Annotated in this window: 21 protein-coding genes; 11 read left to right on the top strand and 10 right to left on the bottom strand. The window is 62.7% G+C overall.

Translation table 11 applies throughout. The features are described from left to right. Positions 1-6: 6 nt before the first annotated feature. Complete coding sequence (locus GMO_RS02825; RefSeq protein ID WP_008850749.1) at positions 7-675, bottom strand: Smr/MutS family protein; 669 nt, start codon at positions 673-675, stop codon at positions 7-9. A 163-nt stretch (positions 676-838) separates the two neighbouring features. Between GMO_RS02825 and GMO_RS02820 the strand changes: the two genes are divergently transcribed. Next, positions 839-1,048, top strand: coding sequence for a hypothetical protein (locus tag GMO_RS02820; RefSeq protein ID WP_008850748.1), 210 nt, complete (start codon positions 839-841; stop codon positions 1,046-1,048). A 72-nt stretch (positions 1,049-1,120) separates the two neighbouring features. Here GMO_RS02820 and GMO_RS02815 read toward each other — a convergent pair whose 3' ends face one another. The 4 genes from GMO_RS02815 to GMO_RS02800 all read right to left on the bottom strand — a co-directional run bounded on the left by GMO_RS02815 (position 1,121) and on the right by GMO_RS02800 (position 5,470). After that, positions 1,121-2,584, bottom strand: a complete 1,464-nt coding sequence (locus tag GMO_RS02815; RefSeq protein ID WP_040507392.1) for a cytochrome-c peroxidase — start codon at positions 2,582-2,584, stop codon at positions 1,121-1,123. Between the two features lie 97 nt (positions 2,585-2,681). Next, complete coding sequence (locus GMO_RS02810) at positions 2,682-3,536, bottom strand: DNA-methyltransferase (RefSeq protein WP_008850746.1); 855 nt, start codon at positions 3,534-3,536, stop codon at positions 2,682-2,684. Continuing rightward, the gene (gene mltA / locus GMO_RS02805; protein ID WP_040507391.1) at positions 3,533-4,678 is read right to left on the bottom strand and encodes a murein transglycosylase A; all 1,146 of its coding nucleotides are present in this window, start codon (positions 4,676-4,678) and stop codon (positions 3,533-3,535) included. Before mltA ends, GMO_RS02810 begins: the two co-directional genes overlap by 4 nt. 27 nt (positions 4,679-4,705) lie before the next feature. Then, positions 4,706-5,470, bottom strand: coding sequence for a Tim44/TimA family putative adaptor protein (locus GMO_RS02800; protein WP_040507691.1), 765 nt, complete (start codon positions 5,468-5,470; stop codon positions 4,706-4,708). 176 nt (positions 5,471-5,646) lie between these two features. On the opposite strand from GMO_RS02800, the gene secB reads away from it, so the two are divergent. After that, a complete protein-coding gene (secB, locus tag GMO_RS02795; RefSeq protein WP_040507688.1) occupies positions 5,647-6,168 on the top strand; it encodes a protein-export chaperone SecB in 522 nt (173 codons plus the stop codon). On the opposite strand, the gene GMO_RS02790 is transcribed toward secB, so the two are convergent. After that, a complete protein-coding gene (locus GMO_RS02790) occupies positions 6,165-6,836 on the bottom strand; it encodes a uroporphyrinogen-III synthase (RefSeq protein ID WP_008850742.1) in 672 nt (223 codons plus the stop codon). The two genes, secB and GMO_RS02790, sit on opposite strands and share 4 nt — an antisense overlap. A gap of 1 nt (position 6,837) precedes the next feature. Then, complete coding sequence (hemC, locus tag GMO_RS02785) at positions 6,838-7,887, bottom strand: hydroxymethylbilane synthase (protein ID WP_040507390.1); 1,050 nt, start codon at positions 7,885-7,887, stop codon at positions 6,838-6,840. Between the two features lie 58 nt (positions 7,888-7,945). Between hemC and tsaD the strand changes: the two genes are divergently transcribed. From tsaD to GMO_RS02765, 4 genes are all read left to right on the top strand, one after another. Next, a complete protein-coding gene (gene tsaD / locus GMO_RS02780; protein ID WP_008850740.1) occupies positions 7,946-9,013 on the top strand; it encodes a tRNA (adenosine(37)-N6)-threonylcarbamoyltransferase complex transferase subunit TsaD in 1,068 nt (355 codons plus the stop codon). Positions 9,014-9,293: 280 nt separating this feature from the next. After that, on the top strand, positions 9,294-10,130 hold the full coding sequence (locus GMO_RS02775; protein WP_008850739.1) for a 23S rRNA (adenine(2030)-N(6))-methyltransferase RlmJ: 837 nt from the start codon (positions 9,294-9,296) through the stop codon (positions 10,128-10,130). A 17-nt stretch (positions 10,131-10,147) separates the two neighbouring features. Then, entirely contained in the window at positions 10,148-11,119 is a 972-nt protein-coding gene (locus GMO_RS02770; protein ID WP_040507389.1) for an NAD(P)H-dependent glycerol-3-phosphate dehydrogenase, read from the top strand. A 16-nt stretch (positions 11,120-11,135) separates the two neighbouring features. Beyond that, entirely contained in the window at positions 11,136-11,855 is a 720-nt protein-coding gene (locus GMO_RS02765) for a TylF/MycF/NovP-related O-methyltransferase (protein ID WP_175282566.1), read from the top strand. Between the two features lie 24 nt (positions 11,856-11,879). On the opposite strand, the gene GMO_RS02760 is transcribed toward GMO_RS02765, so the two are convergent. Continuing rightward, positions 11,880-13,088 carry a NupC/NupG family nucleoside CNT transporter gene (locus GMO_RS02760; protein ID WP_008850736.1) on the bottom strand — a complete coding sequence of 403 codons (1,209 nt, stop codon included), beginning with the start codon at positions 13,086-13,088 and terminating at the stop codon, positions 11,880-11,882. A 128-nt stretch (positions 13,089-13,216) separates the two neighbouring features. Between GMO_RS02760 and GMO_RS02755 the strand changes: the two genes are divergently transcribed. After that, positions 13,217-13,711 carry a glutathione peroxidase gene (locus GMO_RS02755; protein ID WP_008850735.1) on the top strand — a complete coding sequence of 165 codons (495 nt, stop codon included), beginning with the start codon at positions 13,217-13,219 and terminating at the stop codon, positions 13,709-13,711. Here GMO_RS02755 and GMO_RS02750 read toward each other — a convergent pair. After that, complete coding sequence (locus GMO_RS02750) at positions 13,664-14,095, bottom strand: DUF4112 domain-containing protein (RefSeq protein ID WP_050801399.1); 432 nt, start codon at positions 14,093-14,095, stop codon at positions 13,664-13,666. The two genes, GMO_RS02755 and GMO_RS02750, sit on opposite strands and share 48 nt — an antisense overlap. 105 nt (positions 14,096-14,200) lie before the next feature. Between GMO_RS02750 and GMO_RS02745 the strand changes: the two genes are divergently transcribed. The 4 genes from GMO_RS02745 (at position 14,201) to GMO_RS02730 (ending at position 21,669) form a co-directional block, all read left to right on the top strand. Continuing rightward, positions 14,201-14,446, top strand: a complete 246-nt coding sequence (locus GMO_RS02745) for a hypothetical protein (protein WP_008850733.1) — start codon at positions 14,201-14,203, stop codon at positions 14,444-14,446. A 100-nt stretch (positions 14,447-14,546) separates the two neighbouring features. After that, complete coding sequence (gene murJ, locus GMO_RS02740; RefSeq protein ID WP_008850732.1) at positions 14,547-16,103, top strand: murein biosynthesis integral membrane protein MurJ; 1,557 nt, start codon at positions 14,547-14,549, stop codon at positions 16,101-16,103. A 104-nt stretch (positions 16,104-16,207) separates the two neighbouring features. After that, positions 16,208-18,835 (top strand): DNA mismatch repair protein MutS, encoded by a 2,628-nt coding sequence (gene mutS, locus GMO_RS02735; protein WP_040507388.1) that lies wholly within the window; start codon positions 16,208-16,210, stop codon positions 18,833-18,835. Next, the gene (locus GMO_RS02730; RefSeq protein ID WP_008850729.1) at positions 18,832-21,669 is read left to right on the top strand and encodes a [protein-PII] uridylyltransferase; all 2,838 of its coding nucleotides are present in this window, start codon (positions 18,832-18,834) and stop codon (positions 21,667-21,669) included. The genes mutS and GMO_RS02730 overlap by 4 nt, the downstream gene beginning before the upstream one ends. Here GMO_RS02730 and GMO_RS02725 read toward each other — a convergent pair. Beyond that, the gene (locus GMO_RS02725) at positions 21,632-23,332 is read right to left on the bottom strand and encodes a tetratricopeptide repeat protein (protein ID WP_008850728.1); all 1,701 of its coding nucleotides are present in this window, start codon (positions 23,330-23,332) and stop codon (positions 21,632-21,634) included. The genes GMO_RS02730 and GMO_RS02725 overlap by 38 nt on opposite strands. Between the last annotated feature and the right edge of the window lie 113 nt (positions 23,333-23,445).

The raw sequence follows: 23,445 nt of genomic DNA, 5'->3' as shown, positions 1-23,445 counted from the left end.
CGGCTTTCAGCGATGCCGTGTTCTTAGCAGGATGCGGACGGACCCATGATTGGCGGCATGTGGATGCACAACGGCCAGGACCATGGGCCGCAGGTCAGAGCGCTGAAGCCACAGGGGCAGTTCCCGGCGGATAAGTCCGCTTGTCTGGCCGCTTCCCAGTCCGGTTACGACTTCCACACAACGCCAGTTGCGCATCCGGGCCCGGTGCATGAAATCATGCAGCCGTTCAAACGCCTCCTGTACGACATAACCATGCAGATCCAGCCGGGCATCCACTTTCAGACGCCCCCTCGAGAGGCGCTTCCATGTCGTGTCGTCCAGTCCGGGTGCCCGAGCGCCCACAGCAAGATCCTGCGGCCTGTGACGCGCCCGGACAACAGGTTTCCTTAGCATAGCCGCAAAGGACGCACCGTCAGGCGGTGGCGGCGTAACAGGAGGCAGCCTGTTTGCGGGCGGGACAGCCCTGTCCTCTTTCTGCGGGGCGGGCTTTTCGGGCGGAGGAAGCTGGGGAAGGGCTGGATAAAGGGGAGCGATATCGCGGACAACCATCTGCCACAGAGCCGCCTCCTCTTCCCTCAGAACCCGCTTGGCCACAGAATCCGCTCCACCTGCCCAGATATTGCCCTGCCTCCGGAAACGAAGGACATGAACCGCATGTAAAGGCTTCTGCGGCATCTGAATACCGGGCGGGAGGGGCTTTTTCAGCCTGTGGTCCGTGATGTCCGGGGTTTTCCCTCACCGGCAGGAAAAATGTCTGCCTGTGACGGACCGTTTGGGAGCATAATGAAAGAACGGCTCACCAGGGAGCCGGACAGGTTTCAGTCGGAGGAACAGACCGATGACCAAACTTACAAAACAGGAAAGAGACAGCCTGCCGGATGATGAATTCGGGCTGCCGGAAGAACGCGGCTACCCTGTGGATACGAAAGGGCGCGCCCGCAACGCCAAGGCCCGCGCCACGCAGGAATATGAGCGTGGATACATCACCGAGGCGCAGCGGAAAGAAATCGACGAAGCCGCTGATCGCAGACTCGCCGAAGATGACTGACAGACCTGACACACACACAAAAATGGCCCCGGAAAAAACCGGGCCATTTTTGTATTAACCAGTCCCTGAAAATCAGTTGGCGGTATCCGGTGCATGAAGCGGTGCGTCTGCAGGGACGTCCTTCAGCGGAAGACCGTCATATTTACCCGTCAGCGTCTTCAGGAACGCGACGATATCACCGACATCCTGATCGGAAATATCATGGTCTGGGGTTTCGTAACGGGCCATTTCACGAACTGCCTGGTCCAGGCTTTTGACGGAACCATCATGGAACCACGGTCCGGTCAGCTCGACATTGCGCAGGTTCGGAACCTTGAAACGCTCCTTGTCCGCCTGATTGTGCGTGAAGGCATAACGTCCTTCATCCGCCGCAGTCAGCTGCGTGTGACGGGCCTCGAAATACGGACCTTCCAAACCAAGGATCTCATAAGCGTCACCACCAACGGCAACGCCGCTATGACAGCCTGAGCAGCCAATCTCCTTGAACCGTTCATAGCCGCGCTTTTCCTGAGCCGTAATCGCGCTGGCATCCCCCTTCAGATAAAGGTCGAAACGACTGTCCGGCGTGATCAGGGTCTTTTCATACTCGGCAATGGCATCCGTAATGGTGTGCTCGTCGATCTGGTCCGAGCCATAGACGGCCGTAAACTGATCCGTATAACCCGCTTCGCCACGCAGGTTTTCTGCAACAGTCGTCCAGCTGTGAGAGCCCATTTCCAGGGGGTTCATGACCGGACCAGCCGCCTGTTCCGCGAGGTTCTGCGCGCGACCGTTCCAGAACTGCCCGATGCTGAAGACGGAGTTATAAACGGTCGGCACGTTGATCGGACCTTTCTGGCCGCCTATGCCCGTCGCCGTCACCAGATGATCCACCCCAGCCGTGTTCAGGCCATGGCAGCTTGCGCAGTTCAGCGTCCCGTCGCCCGAGAGATGCTTGTCGAAGAAAAGCTCGCGGCCCAGCGCGGCCTTCTTCCAGTCCACCTGAACGGTTTCCGGAATAGGCTGGATCACTTCGCCGCGGAACATGGCCGCCACACCCGGCGTAGCATAGTAACGTTCGCGCTGGTTACGGACCCATTTCAGGATGTCCGCACGCTGCTGCTCATTCAGATGGGCATGGGGATGCATCAGAAGATAAGCCGCAGGAGGCATCCGGTTCTGGGAAATGACTTCCTCGATCCGGGACAGCTGCTCGACGGAAGGCGGCTTGCCCTGCTGGAAGGCCGCAAGAACAGGAGCAAATTCAAAGTGACGCTGCCCCTGCACCAGATCGCGCTTCATGATCTGGTTGGCGCCCGGGAGACTGAAATAGAAGGGCAGATTTACATCCTTGGTGTGACAGTAGTCGCAGCGCACTTCCTGAAAGGCCGCGAATGCCGTCATGGCAACAGGATCTTGGCGGGTGGGGCTGTCCGCCGGCAGCTGGGGCGCCCCTGCGTGGTCAAAATGTTCGAGATAGGTGACGGTCCCGCCCCATGCGACGGCACCCAGCACCGCCAAGCTGGCTATGCCCTTGAAAATCGTACTCCCACGCACCGCATGTTCTCCTCTGTTCTCACGTTACCGTGAAAATGGAGGGGGAGCCTTAAAAAGTCAAAATGATTGGGTTTATGAGTTGAACAGGCTGAACCTATCAGTTTTCAGACAGTTCCCTGGCCAGATCATCAACCATCTCTTCGGACGTCTTGGCCAGCACCGCACGCAGACGCTTGCGCGCCACATTGACATAGGCCGTGTCCGTATCAATGCCGATCCCGGCCATTCCTGTTCGGGCAGCCGCCACAAGGCTGGTGCCAGACCCCATGAACGGATCGAGCAGGACACCATTCTCCCGAACCCCATGCAGGCGAATACAGGCTTCCGGCAGGGCCACCGGGAATGTTCCGGGATGGCTGAACTTTTCCTTCCGGCTTCGGACGGTCTCATAAGGGATGAACCACGTATCCCCGCGGCACCGGCGATCGAACAGATGCCGCCTGCGCTCGATGTTGCTCTTGTCCGTAAACGGGACACCTGCGTCGAGACGCGAGACAGGCACAGTCCCGGTCTTGGTGAGATGAAAGACGTGTTCGTGGTTTCGGTTCACGAAGCGCGGAGAATTCAGCGGCTTGAAATGTCCGTAAGTAATGTCTCCGACCGAAATCGACTTGATCCACGTGATATGGTTCTGAAGCACGAACAGCTTGCGCAGCCGGACCATGAGCTCAAAAGGCAGCCAAGGCTGGGAGGACGATCCGGCAATATTGAGGAACAGCGATCCGTCATCCCGAAGGAGACGCTTGAGACTGGTGCAGATGTCTTCCATCCAGTCCAGATAGGCGTCCTCAGGCAGACGGTCCTGATAGCTCCGGTACTGGATACCCAGATTATAAGGAGGTGACGTGACGATGACATCCACGCTCCGAGAAGGCATCCGCCGCATGACCGTCGTGCAGTCTCCCCGTATCAGGGTATGGACACCGAGCGTTTCCCGGCGACTGCGAATCATTGCGTGTCCGCAGAGGCAGGTGGACGCGGCAGCAGCATCACCATGCGGCCTGCACTGTGCAGATTGCCCGCAACATACTGCGCGAACGCCCCCCAGCCGGTGAACAGGTCCGCCCGCCCGGCACCGTGGATGTCCGTCCCGATATCCTGTGCAAAAACGAGATGATCCCAGTTACTCGGACGCCCCTGCGCATCAGGTAGCTTCGTCTCAACCCAGAGCGGCAGGGCAAAAGGCACCAGACTGCGATCAATCGCCACGGACCGTCCGGCCGTCAGCGGGACACCGAAAGCGCCGGTCGCGCCCTGCCCCAGATTGCCATCATCCCGGCGAAAGAAGACATAATCCGGATTGCGCTCCATCATGGCCATCATCTGATCGGGATGGGCCTCCAGCCAGGCCCGGATCGTATCCATGCTAACGGCATTGGGCGCGAGCTGCCCCTCCTGCACCAGAACACGACCCAGCGGCACATAAGGCTGACCGTTCTTGCCGGAATAGCCGACACGGATCTGATTGCCATCCGGCAGGACCAGACGGCCCGAGCCCTGGATCTGAAGGAAGAACAGATCAACCGGGCTTTTCAGCCAAGCAATTTCCAGCCCCTTCCCGGCCAGCGCGCCGTGATCAATCGCGGCGCGGTCGTAATAGGGGGCAAACTGACCATTGACCCAGCGTCCGGTGACAGTCTGACCATTGGTAGCCTTTGTCCGCACCAGATCGGTAGGACGGCCGTAAAGCGGAGTCTGGTAAGCACCACCCTGTGTCAGGGAAGCCTGGATCTGGGGTTCGAAATAGCCGGTGAAGAACGCCGACGTCGCAACTTCATAGGGCTGGAACCATGTCTGGAGATAGGTTCGCGCATCCGTGGCGCTCTCGAGCTCGGCGCAAGCACCACTCCAGTCCGAGGCATGACGGCCGAACGGAAGAGTCTCCGCACCACCCAGCACAGTTTCGGGCGGAAGCTGGGACAGACGATGACATTCCTGCCGCAATGGCACCATCAGGGACGCAAAGTCTTCCTGATTCCAGCCCTGGAGGGCATCGAACCCGACAGGATTCACCGAAAGGCTGGTGGGGGACTCAGTTTGCGGAGTGCATCCTGAAAACAGGGCCAGCACTGGCAAAATCAGCAGTTTTTTCATAAACAGGCCGTATCAGGGCTTGGATTTTCAGGCAGGGCGGGACGCTGCCAGACGCCAGTTCGAAGGCGAAACACTCGTAGCGTACTCGAACAGCCAGAGATCATGGAACTCGGTCACGGCTTCCGTTCCCTGAATAGGATCGCCATTACGGTCGCTGAGCAGATTGATCTGACGGGAAACGATTCGGACTTCGATTCGGGCAATCCGCCCTTCCGCTTCCGAAGACGTCAGGAACGCATCCAGAATGGCCAGGCTGTCAATACCGCGCAGATCGCTCCTCTGGACCTCACCCGCTTCCGTCCGGGCATCAATGGCCTGGGAAAAGGCCTCTTCCGTTTCGAACGTCAGAAGCCCCGCCAGAGCCGGCTTGTCCCCGACGGCAAAGGCCGGGATGATGCGGCGGAAGGCGCTTTCGGCCTCTTTCAGGAAAGCGGAGGGCGTGAAACCCGGAGCAATCTGGGCAATTTCCCCCAGAATGGTCCCCACGCGCGTCGCCGGAGCAGGAATGTCATATTCGACCTGCGGCGCGGGTGGCGCACCCTCCCCGTTGGGCTGTGCCCCGGCAGGCAGCGGCGGCGGCGTCCGTGTCTCCCGGCTGTCCGGAGCAGACGCGCTGAATGGGCCCGGCCTCTCCTGACGCACACCCTGCATTCCGATCCGGCGGCCCAGAACCCGATACAGACGGATACCGAGCGCAACAGCCAGCACGGCCAGCACCACGATGTCCCACGGGAAATGTGCGCTGGCGGAGTCCATGAGGCCGGACGGAAGATGGATTTTGTCAGAAGACATGAAGGTCTGCGTTTCACTCATGCGTTGGAACGTATGTTGTACAGATAGGGTGCTCCGGGCCCGATCTCAACCATTCATGCTCAGGAAGCGTGTCTTGGCGCGCATGGAACATCATGCTACCGCCGGGAGATCGCAATTGTTTCACTGACGTCCGCATTGCGGATCCGGAGACTGTCATGTCCGAGAACACCACCGACAACCAGGCCCTCGGCCAAGAGAGCGTGCCGCCGATGCCGCTCGTCATCAACGTGCAGTATACGAAGGACCTGTCCTTCGAGGTTCCGTCCGGCGCCTCCATTTTCACCACGCTGCGCGCCCAGCCGCAGATTTCCGTCAATATCGACGTTCAGGCCAACCGCCTCGAAGAGCAGCAGCCGGTTTACGAAGTGGTCCTGTCCGTGCGCGCGGAAGCGGCCGAACCCCCGGCTGAAGAAGGTGGCAAGACCGGCCGCCCGGTGTTCATCACGGAACTGACCTATGCCGCGATCGTCACGCTGGCCAACGCACCGGAAGAACTGGTCGAGCCGCTGCTTCTGGTTGAGGTTCCGCGCCTGATCTTCCCGTATGTCCGCTCCATCGTCAGCGATGTCACGCGTGACGGCGGCTTCCCGCCGGTCGTGCTCCAGCCCATCGACTTCGTGTCGCTGTGGCAGGCCAAGCGCGCCCAGCAGTTCCCGGAACCCGCTGGCGAGGCCTAAGCCTCACACGGCCCGAGACGCTCCAGCGGGTCGGGCCACCTCACCGCGCGCCACTGTTCCGGCTCGAGGCGCGCGGCAATGGCTTCAGACAGGCACAGCGCCCTGATGCCTGACAGGCAGCTTTCCGGAACATCCCGCGCGGCTTCCATGAAAGCCTCGGCCGTTTTCCCCGAATAAAACAGAACAGCGTCGACCGCCCCCGCGTCCAGCGCCATCCGGGCTTCGGGCGTCAGGTGACGGATTTTCGTGACGGCATAGGCCTCGGCCCGGCTGACATCCAGCGCATCCACGAGATCCAGACCATAACCCTGCCCACTGGCCAGAAGAACATCACGTCCCGTCAGACCATTCCGATGACAGAAGGCCGCAAGAGCCTCCGCATCCCCCTCCGCGGCTTCCACATTCCGGAAACCGGCCTCGCGCGCTCTCGCGGCCGTCCTGTCCCCAACCGCAACAAGCAACCGGTCACGCGGCATGGCGCACAGGGCCGGCAGCGCATTGGCACTGGTCACAAGAATGGCACGAAACGTGCCACAGGGAATGGGCGCGCAGGGCGTGACGGCCAGCATGGGCGATGCAACAGCGTCCCAGCCCAGCCCCCGGACAGCAGCCATGGTTGCCGTCAGGCCGGGTTCCGGCCGCGTGACCAGAACACGGCGCCGCATCATGTCAGGCCCGCGTGATCTCGGCAAAGATATGAGGCGGCGTTTCGCGGCGCAGTTCGTCCGCCAGTTCAGTTCCCATGCGGGCGGCCTCCAGCGGCGGACCCTCGATCTCCCGCTTCAGCAGGAACGTACCGTCCTCGCTGGCGACCATGCCGGTCAGCTTGAGAATACCCTTCTCGATTCTGGCATAACCGCCGATCGGGGTGCGGCAGGAGCCATCCAGTTCCGCCAGAAGGGCGCGCTCCGCCGTAGAGACAGCCCGGGCTTCCGGATCCTCGATCGCGGAAAGGAGTTCGCGCAGTTCCGCGTCGCTCTCACGCACTGTCACACCGACGATCCCCTGCCCCGAAGCAGGCAGCATCTGATCCGGCTCCAGGACGACGTCCACCCTGTCTTCCATCCCCAGACGGCGCAGACCGGCAAGCGCCAGAAGCGTGGCGTCACAGGCACCGGCCCGCAGCTTGTCCAGACGTGTCTGGACGTTACCGCGCAGAAGACAGAACTTCAGGTCCGGACGGACATGCAGCATCTGCGCCTGACGGCGGACGGAGGCACAGCCGATCAGCGCACCTTCAGGAAGGCAGTCATACGGACGGGCGGGATCAACTTCGACCGTCCGGTCCCGGAGGAGAATGGTGTCGCGGGCGTCTTCGCGCTTGAGCGTGCAGGCCAGAACGAGGCCGGGGGGAAGATTGGTCTCGAGATCCTTGAGGCTGTGCACCGCAAAATCGATGCGACCGGCCAGAAGGGCCTCGTGAATTTCCTTGGCGAAAAGCCCCTTTCCGCCAATCTCCGCCAGACGCTGGACGAGGTTACGATCCCCTTCCGTGCTGATCTGGTGCTCCTGGAAAGCCCCCATATCACGCAGGATGGGACAGAACCGTGTCAGGCGCGTCAGGAAATTGCGCGTCTGAACGAGAGCCAGCGGCGAGGCACGGGTTCCGACACGCAGGGGAAGAGTGCGTCGGGACGGCGTCTCGACAGCATGGGAGCGACGGACGGCTTCCGCGGCGACCTTCTGGAGGGCGTCGGAAGCCAGGACGGGAGCATTCATGAACCGCACCTGTACTCCATTCCGGCAGGACTGTCATGATCTGACAGACTCGGTCATAATGCATGGCATGTCCTACTCCCCGTCATGCCGCCCCCTTCTAGCAATTGAAACGTCCTGCGATGACACCGGCTGCGCCATCCTCAGCCATGCGGGCGACATCCTGGCCGAAGGCGTCGTATCGCAGAAGGATCATGAAATTCTGGGGGGCGTCGTCCCGGAGATTGCAGCCCGCGCGCATCTGGACGCCCTGCCCGCCCTGGTGCGGACCGTGCTGGACAAAGCGGGTCTGGCCCTGCCGGACATCGACACCTTTGCCGCCACGACGGGGCCGGGGCTGATCGGGGGACTGATCGTGGGGAGTTCCTATGCCAAGGGGCTGGCCATGGCGCTGGGACGCCCTTTCATCGCGGTCAACCATATCGAGGCGCATATCCTGACGCCGCGCCTGCCATCCCTTGGCGCGGGACTCCGGTTCCCCTATCTGACGATGCTGGTCTCCGGCGGCCATTGCCAGTGCGTTTCCGTGGAAGGCACGGGGCATTATGTCCGGCTGGGCGGGACGATCGACGATGCGGCGGGCGAGGCTTTCGACAAGGTGGCGAAAATGCTTGGCCTTGGCTGGCCCGGTGGCCCGGCGCTGGAAAAACTTGCGCTGGAAGGACGGGATGATGCCTTCGACCTCCCCCGCCCTCTCAGAGGACGCGACGGATGCGATTTTTCGTTTTCCGGCCTGAAAACCGCCGTCAGCCGCCTGATCGAACCGCAGGGAAAAGGCGCCCTTTCCCGCCAGTTTGCCGCGGATGTGGCCGCATCCTTTCAGCGCGCCGTGGCAGACGTCATGGCGGACCGGGCCGAGCATGCACTGGCGCTCGCCCCGGCATCCACCGCGCTGGTGGTGGCCGGAGGGGTCGCGGCCAACCAGATGCTGCGCGCCCGCCTTGAAAAGGTGGCCGCCAGACACGGCATTCCGTTCATCGCTCCGCCCCTGCGGCTGTGCACGGACAATGCCGTCATGGTTGGCTGGGCCGCACTGGAACGCCTCCACGCCGGGGAAACCCCGGACGAAACCGACACCGCAGCCCGCCCACGCTGGCCCCTTTCGGAACGCCAGCCGGCCCACGCATGAGCCCGCGCCTGCCCATAACGGTCGATGGAAACCCGCTCAGTCCGAACAGACCTCTGTTCGAACCTCCCTTCCTGGCATTCCCGTCTCGTCGGACCTGCAGGGAACGGAAAACCCTGATGTCCGTGCCCCGTTCAACCCATGACATGCACCGCCCTGCGCGGACCGCGCCTTTTACCGGGTGGCTCCCCATGGAAAACGGTTTGGACCTCTCCCTGACAGACCGAGGGACCGACCCTGCACACCCTGAACCCAGCGTCCCCTCTCTCAGGACATCGTCACCTTGAACTATCGTCACGCCTATCACGCCGGGAATTTCGCGGATTGCGTCAAGCATGCACTCCTTCTGGCGCTTCTGAAGTTCCTTTCCCGCAAACCGGCGGGTTTCTTCGTTCTCGATACACATGCCGGATGCGGACATTACGATCTATCATCCGAAGAGGCAGAAAAGACCGGGGAATGGCGTGCAGGAATCGGACGCCTTCTTGAAGAGACCGAAGACACCTCCCCAGCCGCATTACAGGATTATCTCGGCGCAGTGCGGGCGCTGGGCCTTTATCCCGGCTCGCCCCAATTCACGCGATACGCCCTGCGCCCGCAGGACCGGCTAGCGGCCTGTGAACTTCACCCCGAAGACGTGCGGCCCCTGCGGCGGCTGTTTCGCAACGACCCACAAGTTTCCGTCCATCACCGGGATGGCTATGAGGCATTGCGGGCCCTGCTGCCGCCCAAAGACCTCAAGCGCGGACTGGTCCTGATCGATCCGCCTTTCGAGAAGCCGGATGATTTTGCGCAATGCGCCCGCGCAGTGTCCCTGATCCAGTCCCGGTTCCGGGCCGGAATCATCGCGATCTGGTACCCCGTCAAGCACCGCACGCCGGTCCGGGCCTTCCAGACAGCCCTGCTGGAAGCCGGCATCCGCGACATGATCGCCTGTGAATTCCTGCTGCGCCCGCCGCTGGACCCGTCGCGCCTGAACGGTTGCGGAGTGCTGGTGGTCAATCCGCCATATGGCTTCGAGCAGGACGCACAGGCCATTCTGGCAGCGTTACAGACAGCCCTCTCTCCGGAAGATGGCGACACCATCACGGTCAATATCGAACGTCTGGCCGACGAATGAAAACGGAGGACCCATCCATGACGAAGCCTCATATCGCGGTGATCGGTGCCGGAGCCTGGGGAACGGCGCTGGCCTGCGCCACCGCAGCCACCGGAGCGGACATCACGCTGTGGATGCGTTCTCCCGTGCCACCGGGGACCCGGGTCCTGCCTCGCCTGCCGACCGTGCGCCTGCCGGAGAACGTCACCATCACCGGCACCTTCCCGCAGTCAGCCGATGTGGTGCTTCTGGTCGTGCCGATGCAGACCCTGCGGGACGTTTCCACCCGGCTGGAAACGGTCCTGGCTCCGTCGATTCCCGTCATTACCTGCTGCAAGGGACTGGAAGAGGGCACATCCCGCCTGCCGCTGGAGGTTCTGGCCGAAACCATGCCGGGCCGACCCTGCGGGGTGCTCTCAGGCCCGAACTTCGCCATCGAGGTGGCGCGCGGACTCCCCGCCGCCGCAACGCTGGCCTGTGCGGAACTTGCCCTTGCCGTGCAACTGACCGAACTGCTGAACACATCGTCCTTCCGTCTCTACGCCAGCGACGACCCGAAAGGCGTCCAGCTTGCCGGGGCCGCGAAGAACGTGGTGGCCATCGGCGCAGGCATCACGATCGGGGCCGGACTGGGCGAGAACGCCCGGGCGGCCCTGATCACCCGCGCCGTTGCGGAAATCGGACGCCTGGCGGAAGCGACGGGAGGACGGGCATCAACCATCGCAGGGCTGGCTGGCATGGGCGATCTGATCCTGACCTGTACAGGCCGGGGATCACGAAACTACAGCCTCGGCCTTGAACTGGGGGAAGGCCGGCCACTCGCGGACATCCTTGCCGCCCGGACCACGGTGGCAGAAGGTGTTCACACCGCACCCGCAATGCAGGCCCTTGCACGGGCAACAGATGTCAGTGCACCCATCATGGAAACAGTGACACGCCTGCTGGCCGGGGAATTCACCCCGGACGACGCAAGACACCTCCTGCTGGACCGGCCGCCGACGCTGGAGTAATTGTGACAAAATGTGGATGAGAAACGAGAGGCTGCGCCGCTTTGTCGGACACAGCCGTATTGCCCGCAAACTGACCTTCGGGGTGCAGAACTTCCTGCAACTGACGCTACTGTCCGGACATAAAAATCCCGATACGGTCCGGCGTCTGCGGGCCTGCTCCCGCAACGCGCACTCGCTTCTCAGTGCCGATGAAGCCTTCATCCTGCATGAATTCGCCCATGCACAGGCCCGGATCGCGGGGGACTTCGCGGAATTCGGAGTCTATCGCGGGGCATCCGCAGCACTCCTGTGCGAGGTCAAGGACAGTCGCCAGCTTCACCTCTTCGATACATTCGAAGGGCTGCCCGAAGGGCACGGCAGGAGCGAACGTGCGGTATTCAGACAGGGCGAATTCGTTGGCACGCTACCCGTCGTCCAGCGCCTCCTCTCCCCATACCAGGGCGTCCATTTCCATCAGGGGATGTTTCCCGGCACGACGGAAGGTCTGGATCATCTCCGCTTTTCTTTCGTGCATCTGGACGTGGACCTGCACGACGCCACACTGGCCGGACTGGAGTTCTTCTATCCGCGCATGGTGCCCGGCGGCATCATCCTGACGCACGACTACTCCATCATTCCCGGCGTTTCCGACGCCTTCAAAACATTTTTCGCCAACCGCCCGGAACGGATCATCGAATTTCCCACCACGCAGGCCATGATCATCCGTCAGGCATACACAGACAATCTCGCGGCCTGACCGTCTCCGGCACGAGACCAGCGGTCAGACAAACAGCCCGGCAATCACTGCGCTCATAGCGTTGGACAGCGTTCCCGCAAGAACGGCCCGGACTGCCAGCCCCGCGACATCCGTGCGCCGCTCCGGTGCGGCACTTCCAAACGCGCCGATCAGAATACCGATGGTTGAGATATTGGCGAAACCGCACAAGGCAAAGGACAGGATCGTCAGGGTCCGTTCCGACAGGGCATGCGCATGAATAAGGGGCGAGAGGCTGAGATAGGCCACGAATTCATTGAATGCGATTTTCTGTCCGAGAAGACTGCCGGCAGTCGCGCATTCCCCCCAGGGAATACCCAGAAGCCAGGCAAAAGGCGCGAACATGACCCCGAAAACTCGCGCCAGTGACAACCCGACCGTAGAGAGCAGCCCGTCGGTCAGGGCAATCAGCCCCACAAACGCGATCAGAACCGAACCTACCGCCACCGCGATCTTTGCGCCGTTCATGGCCCCCTCGGCAATGGCTTCGAACATGCTGTGATGACCGTGATCCGCTCCGGCGATGTCCGATCCTTCCGGGCGCGGCCCGGGAAACAGGATACGGGCAAACAGCACGCCGCCCGGAATGGCCATGAAGGACGCCGCAAGCAGGTTCTCCATCGGCACACCCAGCGAGGCATATCCCGCAAGAACGGACCCCGCGATGGAAGCCGTCCCACTGCACAGGACAGTCGCCAGTTCGGGCTTCGACAGGGTCCGCAGACAGGACTGAAGCGCGATCGGCATTTCGCTCTGCCCCAGGAAAATGGTCAGAACAGCGGAAAAGGACTCCAGCCGCGTCGTGCCCAGAACCTTTGCCAGGAGACTGCCGATCAGCCGCGACAATGCGTGAAGAACGCCCCAGTGCTGGAGGAGGCTGAGAAGGGCCGCGACATAGACGATCTCCGGCAGAACCCGGAGGGCGAAGACAAAGCTCTCCTTCCCGAAAAGCTGATCCATCCTCGGACCGACGAGCCCCCCGAAGAGAAACGCGCTCCCGTTATCGCCATAGGACAGGATTTTCGTCACCCCTGCGGACAGGACATGCAGCGCATGGGCGCCGGCCGGATTCCACAGCACGATCCAGGCCAGCCCGAGCTGCAGCAGCAGTGCACGCCCGGCCAGTGTCCAGTCGATCTGCCGCCGGTCCGTGGAAAACAGCGCGCCCACAGCCAGAAGACCGATCATACCGGTCAGGACACGCAGCAGGACCATGCGCGATGACTCCTTTCAGAAACAGAATGGTCAGTGAAACTGTCGATCCTGCGGGAAACTGTCCACCCCTCCCTCGCGTGTCGCGTGCAGTAGAGGTAGGATGAGGCAAATCAACAGGGAGAAAACCCATGACCTGTGCCTATGATTTCAGCCTTCCGGGGCTTGATGGTCAGACGATCGACCTGTCTGCCTATCGTGACCGTCCGATCCTGATCGTCAATACGGCCTCACAATGCGGTTTCACGCCCCAGTACGAGGATCTCCAGCATCTCTGGTCCCAATATGGACGGGACACCGATGATGGACTGGTCGTTCTGGGCGTGCCCTCCAACGATTTCGGACAGCAGGAGCCGGGCACGGCCAAGGATATCAGCACCTTCTGCCACCGCAATTATGGCGTCAGCTTTCCCATGGCAGCGAAGGCACATGTACGGGGACCGGACGCCATTCCGCTCTTCCGGTGGCTGGACAGCCAGGGCGGCTTCCTGTCCCGCCCACGCTGGAACTTCTACAAGTATCTCATCGACCGGCACGGGCGGCTTGTGAAATGGTTCACTCCCCTGACCAAACCGGCGTCACACCGCGTCGAAGAAGCGGTCCGGCGGGTCCTTCTGGAAGACTGAGCCCCGTCCCTGTGCGACAAGGGCGCGTTCGATCAGGGCGATATTACGCAGATCGGCCTTGAAGACCGTATCGAACGCATCGCCCAGCAGGGGCACAATACCAACGGCCAGCTCAATGGCCACATTCATCACCATCTTCCGAACCGTGGCCCTGTCGACCCCCATGCGATAGCCTTCCCATACGATATAGAGAGACAGGAACGCGCCGATCAGATCGCCCCCGCCAGGCAGAAGACCCAGCAGGGTGTCCAGCCCGGCGCGCAGACGCAGACCGGGGATGCGGGCGGCTGAGTTGAGCAACCAGGCCAGACGGCGGATACGTTCGAGCCTCCGCCGGAGGTCCTGGATGTCCGCCGGGGCGGCAAAATGGCTGAAATCGCTCATGACATACATTATCACGCAGCGAGGGCGGTAGAAGTTCGCTTTTTCCTTGAAAATCCGGATCGATTCCCGCCACAGTCATGGCAGGAATATGACAGGAGGCCCCAGATGAAAGGTTCTTTGCTTCAGCCCATCCTGCCTTTGCTCGTTGTCGCCTCGCTTGGTGCGCTGACCCCTGCCGTCGCCCATCACGTGTCCTTTTTCCTCGGCCTGCCGGGGATTTTCTGGGCCAGCGCCATGCTGACACTCGAGATCATCATGCTCTGCATCGGCCTTGCAGCCGTGCGTCCGGCCATGAACCGGCAGATGGCCACCGACAAACAGCCCAGACGCCGCATTTCCGTTCTCCGCTGAAGCCGGCAAACCCGACCCCAGACCGGTCCCTGTCTGCCCGCGTACGTTTCCCGCATCGAGGGATATGTTACTGGCTGACGGGATCGGGTAGTGACAGGAGATGCTTCGCAATTTCCTGACCGTCGGCAGCTGGACCATGCTCTCGCGTGTTCTCGGCCTGATCCGTGACCAGCTTCTCGCCGCTTTCCTCGGGGCCGGCCCCGTACAGGACGCCTATCTGATCGCGTTCCGGCTGCCGAACATGTTCCGGCGGCTTTTCGGTGAAGGGGCATTCAACGCCGCTTTCGTGCCGATGTTCACCGCCAAATACGAAACGGAAGGACAGGCCGCAGCCCTGCGTTTCGCGGGGCAGGCGCTGTCGGGCCTCATGGCATGGCTCGTGATCCTGACAGTGCTGTGCGAGATCTTCATGCCGCTCGTCATCCATGCGATCGCCTGGGGCTATACGGGGTCGCGCTTCGAGATGGCGGTAACGCTGACGCGCATCACCTTCCCCTACATGGTCCTGATCTGCGGCGCGGCCCTTGTGTCGGGTGTCCTGAACGGGCGGGGGAAATTCGGAGCGGCCTCCGCTGCTTACGTCACCTTCAACGTCATCGGCATCATCGCCATCCTGCTGGGCGCGTATGTCTGGCATGAGACGGCTATAACCAGCGCATGGGGCGTCACGATTTCCGGCGTCGTGCAGCTCGGGGCCCTGTACTGGGCGGCGCATCGGGCCGGAATTGCTCCCCATCTTGTCCGTCCATCCTTCTCGGCGGATATCCGCGCGCTCATGCGCCGCATGGGGCCGGGGCTGGTCGGATCCGGCGTGACACAACTCAACCTGACGGTGGACACCATCATTTCCACCAAGCTGCCACCCGGCTCCCCGTCCCTGCTTTATTTCGCAGACCGCATCAACCAGCTTCCCCTCGGAGTGCTGGGTGCCGCGGCAGGCACGGCGCTTCTGCCCCTGCTGACGAAACACGTCGCCAACGGGGACCGGAATGCCGTACATGCCAGCCTCAACCGCGCCATCGACTATACGCTCCTTCTGACACTACCCGCGATGACGGGTCTGATCGCCCTTGCCCCTTCCATCATGGCTGGACTGTTCAGCTACGGACATTTCACGGTCCGGGACGCCATCCTGTCCGGACAGTCGCTGCGGGCCTATGCGCTGGGACTGCCGGCTTTCGTGCTGATCAAGGTTCTTTCGCCCGGATTCTTCGCCGAGGGAGACACATCCACCCCCGTCCGGATCGGGTTTTTCACGCTGGCCCTGAACCTTGGCCTCAACCTGATGCTGTACCGCCCCCTGGCGCATGTAGGGCCGCCCCTGGCCAGCACGATCGCAGCTTATGTCAACGTGGCGATTCTCGCCGTCATCCTGCATCGCCGCCAGGTGTTCGTTGCCAGCGCGCTCCTGAAATCACGCGGACTGCGGATCGCGGGATCGTCCGTTATGATGGCGCTGTGGGTCATGGCGGCCCAGAAGATTACGGCGCCCGACCTCCCCGCATGGCACAGTCCCGTCAGGCTGGCGATGCTGATGGCGCTGATCGTCTTCGGCGTCCTGGTCTATGCCGTTTCGCTCGACGTGCTGAAGGTGCTGCGCCTGCGCGATGCGGCCGGAGCGTTGCAGACGCGCATCGCTCGGCGGCGCGGACGCTGAAAAGCCTGTTCCCGCCGGTTCACAGGACGGTGGGGACAGGATAGTTTTTCTTTCCCTTTCGCAGATCTTTCTCACAGCCTGGAGACGGACCCATCGGCGCGTTCATGTCTTTGCCTTCTGCCGCGAATGCGACCCCTGCCATGGCCCAGTGGTTTGAACTCAAGCATCAGGAGCCCGAAGCCCTCCTGTTCTTCCGCATGGGTGATTTCTACGAACTGTTTTTCGGCGATGCACAGGCCGCGGCCATGGCGCTCGACATCGCCCTGACCGCCCGCGGCAACCATGACGGGGAACCCATCCCCATGTGCGGCGTGCCGGTCGCGGCGGCCCCGGCCTATCTGTCCCGGCTGATCCGGCGCGGCTTCCGGGTGGCCGTGGCAGAACAGACGCAGGCCCCGCAGAAGGGCCAGAAAGGCCCCCTGCCCCGCGCCATCGTACGCGTCGTCACACCGGGCACCCTGACGGAAGACGAACTGCTGGAAGCCGGGCGGGCCAATCTGCTGCTGGCCATTGCCCGCAGTCCGAACCGCCGCTCGTCCATGATCGGGGCAGCCTGGATCGACATCTCGACGGGCGCTTTCGAAACAGCATCCGTTCCGGAAACGGGGCTGACAGAACTTCTGGCCCGGCTGGACGCGGCGGAGATCCTAGCCGAGCCGGATCTCGTGCCGCCTGAGCAGTCTTCCCGCCTCGCCCCCGTCGCCGTTCCGCCTGGCCTCGACAGCGCGCGCACCCTCGTGGCCCGGGCCTATGGCGTGGCGCAGATGGACGCGCTGGGAGACTTCCTAGACGAACAGGCCATCGCCTGCGCCATGGCGCTGAACTACATCCAGCGCAGTCAGGCCGGCGCCCTGCCGCGTCTGTCACGTCCCTCCCCGCAGGGCGTCAGCGGCGCTCTCGGAATTGATCCGGCCACCCGCGCCAGCCTCGACATCCTGCGCACCCGCGATGGAGAGACAAAACACAGCCTGTTCGGCGCCGTGGCCCGGACCATTACGGCAGCAGGATCGCGCCTGCTCTCCCAGTGGCTGGCCTCCCCGCTGACGGACGCCGCCCGGATCACGGCGCGTCAGGACGGATGGCTGTGGCTCGGCTCCGTCCCAGGCCTGACGGGCGCGCTCGGAGACATCCTGAAGCGCACGCCCGACCCCGCACGGGCGCTCGGGCGGCTTTCCGCCGGACGGGGGCAGCCACGGGATCTCGCATCCATCCGCGATACACTGATCGCGGCGGACGAGGTGACGGCACTGCTCCAGCCTGTCTGCAATGCGGACACACCTGCCCTGATCCGCAGCCTGACAGCGGGGCTTTACGGGCGGGCAGACACGCTGCTGGAACAGTTGCAGGCCGCGCTGGCCACAGAGCTTCCGGCCCGGATCGAGGATGGAGGCTTCATTGCGCCCGGGTTCAGCGCCGAACTCGACCATTATCGCAATCTGCGCGATGAAAGCCGCCGGATCATCGCCGGAATGCAGGGCGAGCTTTCCGCCCGGTACGGCATCGGAAACCTGCGGATCAAGCACCACGCACAGCTCGGATACGTCATCGAGGTCCCGGCCGCGGCCGGCGCAAAGCTGAAGGATCGGCCGGAACTGTCCTTCCGTCAGGGCACAGCCAGTCTCGCCCGGTTCTCGACGGAGGAACTGGCCGCGCTGGACCGGGCCATTCTGGAAGCGGCCGATAAGGCAGCCAGTCTGGAACGCGCACTTTTCAACGATCTCTGCGCACGGATCCTGAAAACGCCGGCACTGGATGAGGTCGCCGGATTTCTCGCCCTGGCCGATGTCCTGCGATCCTGTGTCCTGCTGGCGGAAGGCGGAACATGGTGTCGCCCTGATGTGACGGACGGCACGGACTTTCATCTCGTGGCCTGCCGCCATCCGGTGGTCGAGGCAGCACTCACGGAATCGGGCAGCGCGGATGCGCGCTTCATTCCCAATGACTGTTCGCTACCGCCCCAACATCGCGCCATGCTGCTGACCGGCCCGAACATGGCCGGCAAATCCACCTTCCTGCGGCAGACAGCCCTGGCCGTCATTCTGGCGCAGGCCGGCCTGCCGGTTCCGGCGAAGGAAGCCCGGATCGGGGTGGTGGACCGGCTGTTCTCCCGCGTGGGCGGAGCGGACGACCTGGCGCGCGGCCGGTCGACCTTTATGGTCGAAATGACGGAAACCGCCGCAATTCTCAATCAGGCCGGTCCAAAATCGCTTGTGGTCGTGGACGAAATCGGGCGTGGCACCGCCACACTGGACGGCCTGGCCATTGCCTGGGCGACTCTGGAAGCACTGCATACGCAGCTCGGATCACGGACCATCTTTGCCACACATTTTCATGAACTAGGCGCCCTGACCGAATTCCTGCCTCGACTCGCACCCTACACGATGGCCGTGCGGGAATGGCGCGGAGAAGTCATTTTCCAGCATGAAGTCCGTCCCGGCGCAGCACGCAAAAGCTGGGGACTGCATGTTGCGAAGCTGGCGGGAATCCCGCCGTCCGTCGTCAGCCGCGCAGGACGTCTGCTGACCCAGTTCGAGCGTGAACAGGCCGAGGCACAGTCTTCCCTGCCCCTGTTTGAAGCCGCCCCCGAAGCTACGCCGCCCGAGGCGCAACCTGTGGCTTCTTCGCCACTTCTGGAGGCCGTGGATGCCCTCAGACCGGATGATCTCTCTCCCCGGGAGGCACTGGCAGCATTATATGAACTTAAACGCCTCGCGGCAGGAGACGGCACTTGAAAGACATCGGCTTCTGGGACGAAGATCATGCTTTCTCTTTCGCTGACAATACGGATAAGCCCCTGCCCGACCGAACCAGCCTGGCCCCGTCCCTGCAAAGCGCTCTTGAGACCGCTTCGATGCAGGGCCTGACCTCCCGCGAGGACGTTCTTTCCATCCTGCGCCGCCATCTGGGCGCAGGACATGCCGATATCCGCCGCCGTTTCGAGAGCCGCCAGCTCTCCGGCATCACGGCGGCACGCGCCTTGGCGGCGCAGGCCGATGGCATGATCTGCGCCCTGGCTGACCTCTCAGCCCGGCAGGAGGGAATTTCGGACGAGCCGCTCTGTCTGTGTGCAACGGGTGGATATGGCGCCGGTCTGCTGGCCCCGTTCAGCGACATCGACATTCTCTTCCTGATCCCGGGAGATGCCACCCCCTCCCTGACCACGCGGATCGAGTTCATTCTCTACGCCCTGTGGGATCTGGGGCTTCGGGTCGGCCATGCCACACGCTCCATTGCGGCCTGCCGGAAAGACGCCTTCACGGACCTGACCATCCGGACCGCCCTGCTCGATCTGCGCTTTCTTCACGGAGAACGTGCCCTTGCACGGGATCTGAGTTCCGCGCTGGGCAATGACCTCCAGAACGATACGCTGGGGGACTTCGTCCGTGGCAAGATCAGGGAACGCGAGCAGCGCCATCGCCGCTATGGCGACAACCCCTACATGGTGGAGCCGAACATCAAGGAAGGCCGCGGGGGCCTGCGCGATATCCAGACCCTGAACTGGATGGGACGCGCGGCCCTTGGCTGCGCGGTCAGCAGTCCCGATCATGGCAGCGCGCCGTCCGCAGCCCCGATGACGCCATCTTTCTCGTCTTTCGGGATGCTGACCTCCCGGGAAGCCCACCGTGCACGCCGCGCTTGGGACTTCCTGTGGACGGTCCGGCTGCATCTTCACTACATTACCGGACGCGCGGAAGAGCGCCTGACCTTCGACGTCCAGCCCGTCATCGGGGGCCGCATGGGCTATGCGACCCACGGCCGCCAGCGGGGTGTCGAGCGCTTCATGCGTCACTATTTCCTCACGGCACGGGATGTCATGCGTCTGACGCATGTGCTCCAGCCCGTGATCCTGATGCATCTTCAGGACCAGAGCACGCAGGAGCCACCACAGCCCGTGGCCGGGCCGGAAGAATTCCAGCGCATCGCAGGCCGGATCTGTCCGGTCGAGCCGGTTGATTTCGGGAAGCAGCCCCGGGAAATGTTCCGGATCCTGGATTGCGCCCGGCGGATGGACCTCCAGCTTCATCCCGTCGCCATCCAGCAGATTATCCGCAACGAACGCCATGCGGTTGCCCTGAGACATGACCCCGAGACAGCGCGGACTTTCCTCGATCTTCTCTGTGCGCCCAGTGCGGATGAGACGCGCGCCGTCCCTTTCTGGCTCCCGATCCTCAATGAAACCGGACTGCTGGGACGTCTGCTGCCGGACTGGTCTCGCGTTGTGGGGCAGATGCAGTTCGACAGCTACCATATCTACACGGTGGACGAGCATATCGTCGAAGCCGTACGGATGATGGGACAGATCGAAGCCGGGCACATGGCGGACGAAATCCCCCTCGCCTATGCGCTGGCCAGCGATCTGCGCTCCCGACGCGCACTTTATGTAGCCGTCCTGCTGCATGACATCGGCAAGGGACGCGGAGGCGATCATTCGGAAATCGGAGCGGATCTCGCCCTGAGCATCTGCCCGCAACTCGGCCTGGATTCCGAAGAAACCGACACGGTCTCATGGCTGGTCCTGCACCACCTTCTCCTCTCCCAAACCGCCTTCACACGCGACATCGACGACCCCCGCACGATCCTTGACCTTGCGGACACCATCCAGTCTCCCGAGCGCCTGCGCCTGCTGCTTCTGCTGACCATCGCGGATATGCGCGCCGTCAGCCCGAAGGTCTGGAACGCCTGGAAAGCCACGCTCCTGCGGGAACTGTTCTCGCGCGTTGCGGAAGTGCTGGAAGGCGGGCTGGCCGCCACTGAACGCGACAGCCGCGTCAACCACGCCCGCGAACTGGCGCGTGACGGGCTGGCCTCCTTGCTGCCCGAAAAGAGCATCGCGCGCTTCCTGGACCTCGGCTATCCCAGCTACTGGCTCGGTTTCGACACCGATACGCACATGCGCCATGCGCGCATGATCCATGATTCGGACCGCTACCGTTCGCCTGTTACGGTCGAGGCCTATCCCATCCCGGATCGTGGCGTCACGGAACTGACCGTCCTGTGCGCGGACCATCCCGGGCTGTTCTCACAGATTGCCGGCGCCTTGGCCGTAGCGGGCGCGTCTATCGTGGATGCGCGGATTCACACCCTCAGTGACGGCATGGCGCTCGATACGTTCTGGGTCCAGGACGCCGAAGGATGCTCCTTCGAGGAACCGCATCAGCTCGGCCGTCTGAACCATCTGGTGGAGCAGGCCCTGTCCGGACGGCTCGACATCCGGCAGGGCATTGCGGAAGCCAGTCATCACGGCTTGTCCCGCCGGATGCGCGCCATTCATGTTCCACCGCGCGTCGTCATCGACAACACGGCTTCGGACCGCCATACGGTGATCGAGGTCAACGGGCGGGACCGGCCTGGCCTACTGCACGACGTGACATCCGCTCTCAGCGGTCAGTCCCTCCAAATTTCCTCCGCCCATATCACCACCTACGGAATGCGGGCCGTGGACGTATTCTATGTCCGCGATCTGCTGGGAATGAAAATTGTCGATCCGGTGCGTCTGAACCGCATCCGTGAGGCCCTTCTCGCGTCCCTTACGCCCCCTCAACCCGCGACTGCACCCACTGCCTGAGTTCCGCAGCAACCCTGTCGAGGGTGACAGGCCATGTCTTTTCCGGTGGTCCGTCCCGTTCCGGGCGGAACTGCCGGACATTTTCGTACCATGGCACGTCTTTCCAGCGCCAGTCTCCGCCCGGGCGATTCAAGAGCCATAAAGGACGCCCGATCGCACCGGCCATGTGCGCTGCCAGCGTATCGACGCTCAGCACCAGCGAACAGCGGGCAACCGCGCGGGCCAGATCGTCGAGGGTATCGAGAGGGGCCTTTTCCATTCCGGTCAGAGCATGTTCTCTCTGAAGTGAGAGAAAGCGCACCCCCTTCGTCTCAAGCAGGGGCGCGAGCCATTCCGGACGGAGAGAACGCCGGCGGTCAAAGCGATAGGACGGATTTCCAGCCCAGGCGAGACCAACCAGATCCGGTTCCGGGCAAACCGGCACGGTCAGATAAGGCAGTGTGGATGGCGCTTCCGTCATGCCGAGCACGAAAGGCAGACTCAGTAAACTGATTTCCGCGTCCACAGGCCCTTTCGAAGGCAACAGACGGTCCTTTGTCAGTTCCGGCATGAAGGTCGTCAGACTGGCAGCGGCAAATCGCAGCCGCAACGGTCGCCTTCGCGCCGCTTCGGGCAGGAAGCGCAGGAACTGGAGCATGTCACCCAGCCCCTGTTCCGCCGTTACGGCGACAGGACCGCTCCCACACGATCCATCCCACAATGGAGCTACGTCCCTGTGCCCGAGCAGGACGCGCCGGCTCTCGAAATCCTTCCAGCCTTCGGCAAACCGGCCCTGCCCCAGCAGGACGGTCGCGCGATTGAAGCGCGCACGGATAGCTTCAATACCGTTTTCGCGGCTCATGATGGCCGCAAAGACCTGCTCGGCCCGGTCTTCTTCGCCCATGTCCATCAACAGCGTTCCAAGACTTCCGGCCAGACGGCCATCATCCGGCCGCCGAGCCAATGCCTGCTCCAGCGCGGACCGTGCCGCTCCCAGATGACCCATCGCCATGTCCACAAGCCCGAGACTGTTCAGCGTCTCGGGTGTCACGGCCCCTGAACGGCACGCTCTTTGCAGAATCAGACGCGCTTCCGTCAGTTCATTCAGTTCAAAAAGCACAGCCCCCAGATTGGCCAGGGCAGCCCCGTCATGGGGCCGCCGGGTTGCGACCGCTCGGAAATGCGATAGCGCAGCAGCTGACAGACCGTCTTCCAGATACAGCTCTCCGAGCCGGGTTTGCAGACTGACATCCGCAGGAGACAGGGCCACGGCTTTTTCGAGCGTCTGCCGGGCCTCTTCGCGTCTCCCGAGCAGCCAGAGCACTTCACCCAGAGCCGCCAGCGCCTGAGGACTGTCAGGCTGAAGCGCGACGGCAACGGACAGGGCAGCCCGCCCCGCTTCCACATGCTTCTCGGCCACGAGCGCCAGACCCAGCGTGACATGCATCGGCCCCGAACGGTCCGCTGAAAGAGTTCTGTCCTGAAGGGCACGTCCAGTCAGCGCGATAGCCGTGGCGTTCTGTCCCCTGGCCCGGGCCAGACAGGCCATGCCATGCATGGCATCCGGCTGCCCGGGATGATCCTTGAGAATCCCGCGGAAAAGCCCCTCGGCACGATCGGAAGCTCCTGCCGCGAAAAATGCGAAAGCCTGACGTATCAGGTCAGAGGGATCGGACGGTTTCATCAGCCTGCCGTTTTGTCGGGAACGTCTGACCAATTCCGGCGTTCATAAACTTCATAAATAATGTGGGATTTTCCAAGGATTTCCTCCTCATAAACAACTTTAACGTTAACAAA

It is taken from the genome of Gluconobacter morbifer G707 (assembly GCF_000234355.1).
Classification (GTDB): Bacteria; Pseudomonadota; Alphaproteobacteria; order Acetobacterales; family Acetobacteraceae; genus Gluconobacter; species Gluconobacter morbifer.
Note: the sequence above shows the minus strand (reverse complement) of the source record. Positions and strands in the feature narration are given on the sequence as shown.

Bases quoted from the DNA above. Each gene is read 5' to 3' on its own strand.
- GMO_RS02825 (WP_008850749.1), bottom strand. From the start codon at position 675: ATGCCGCAGAAGCCTTTACATGCGGTTCATGTCCTTCGTTTCCGGAGG.
- GMO_RS02820 (WP_008850748.1), top strand. From the start codon at position 839: ATGACCAAACTTACAAAACAGGAAAGAGACAGCCTGCCGGATGATGAA.
- GMO_RS02810 (WP_008850746.1), bottom strand. From the start codon at position 3,536: ATGATTCGCAGTCGCCGGGAAACGCTCGGTGTCCATACCCTGATACGG.
- mltA (WP_040507391.1), bottom strand. From the start codon at position 4,678: ATGAAAAAACTGCTGATTTTGCCAGTGCTGGCCCTGTTTTCAGGATGC.
- GMO_RS02800 (WP_040507691.1), bottom strand. From the start codon at position 5,470: ATGTCTTCTGACAAAATCCATCTTCCGTCCGGCCTCATGGACTCCGCC.
- secB (WP_040507688.1), top strand. From the start codon at position 5,647: ATGTCCGAGAACACCACCGACAACCAGGCCCTCGGCCAAGAGAGCGTG.
- GMO_RS02790 (WP_008850742.1), bottom strand. From the start codon at position 6,836: ATGATGCGGCGCCGTGTTCTGGTCACGCGGCCGGAACCCGGCCTGACG.
- hemC (WP_040507390.1), bottom strand. From the start codon at position 7,887: ATGAATGCTCCCGTCCTGGCTTCCGACGCCCTCCAGAAGGTCGCCGCG.
- tsaD (WP_008850740.1), top strand. From the start codon at position 7,946: ATGCATGGCATGTCCTACTCCCCGTCATGCCGCCCCCTTCTAGCAATT.
- GMO_RS02770 (WP_040507389.1), top strand. From the start codon at position 10,148: ATGACGAAGCCTCATATCGCGGTGATCGGTGCCGGAGCCTGGGGAACG.
- GMO_RS02765 (WP_175282566.1), top strand. From the start codon at position 11,136: ATGAGAAACGAGAGGCTGCGCCGCTTTGTCGGACACAGCCGTATTGCC.
- GMO_RS02760 (WP_008850736.1), bottom strand. From the start codon at position 13,088: ATGGTCCTGCTGCGTGTCCTGACCGGTATGATCGGTCTTCTGGCTGTG.
- GMO_RS02755 (WP_008850735.1), top strand. From the start codon at position 13,217: ATGACCTGTGCCTATGATTTCAGCCTTCCGGGGCTTGATGGTCAGACG.
- GMO_RS02750 (WP_050801399.1), bottom strand. From the start codon at position 14,095: ATGAGCGATTTCAGCCATTTTGCCGCCCCGGCGGACATCCAGGACCTC.
- GMO_RS02745 (WP_008850733.1), top strand. From the start codon at position 14,201: ATGAAAGGTTCTTTGCTTCAGCCCATCCTGCCTTTGCTCGTTGTCGCC.
- murJ (WP_008850732.1), top strand. From the start codon at position 14,547: ATGCTTCGCAATTTCCTGACCGTCGGCAGCTGGACCATGCTCTCGCGT.
- mutS (WP_040507388.1), top strand. From the start codon at position 16,208: ATGTCTTTGCCTTCTGCCGCGAATGCGACCCCTGCCATGGCCCAGTGG.
- GMO_RS02725 (WP_008850728.1), bottom strand. From the start codon at position 23,332: ATGAAACCGTCCGATCCCTCTGACCTGATACGTCAGGCTTTCGCATTT.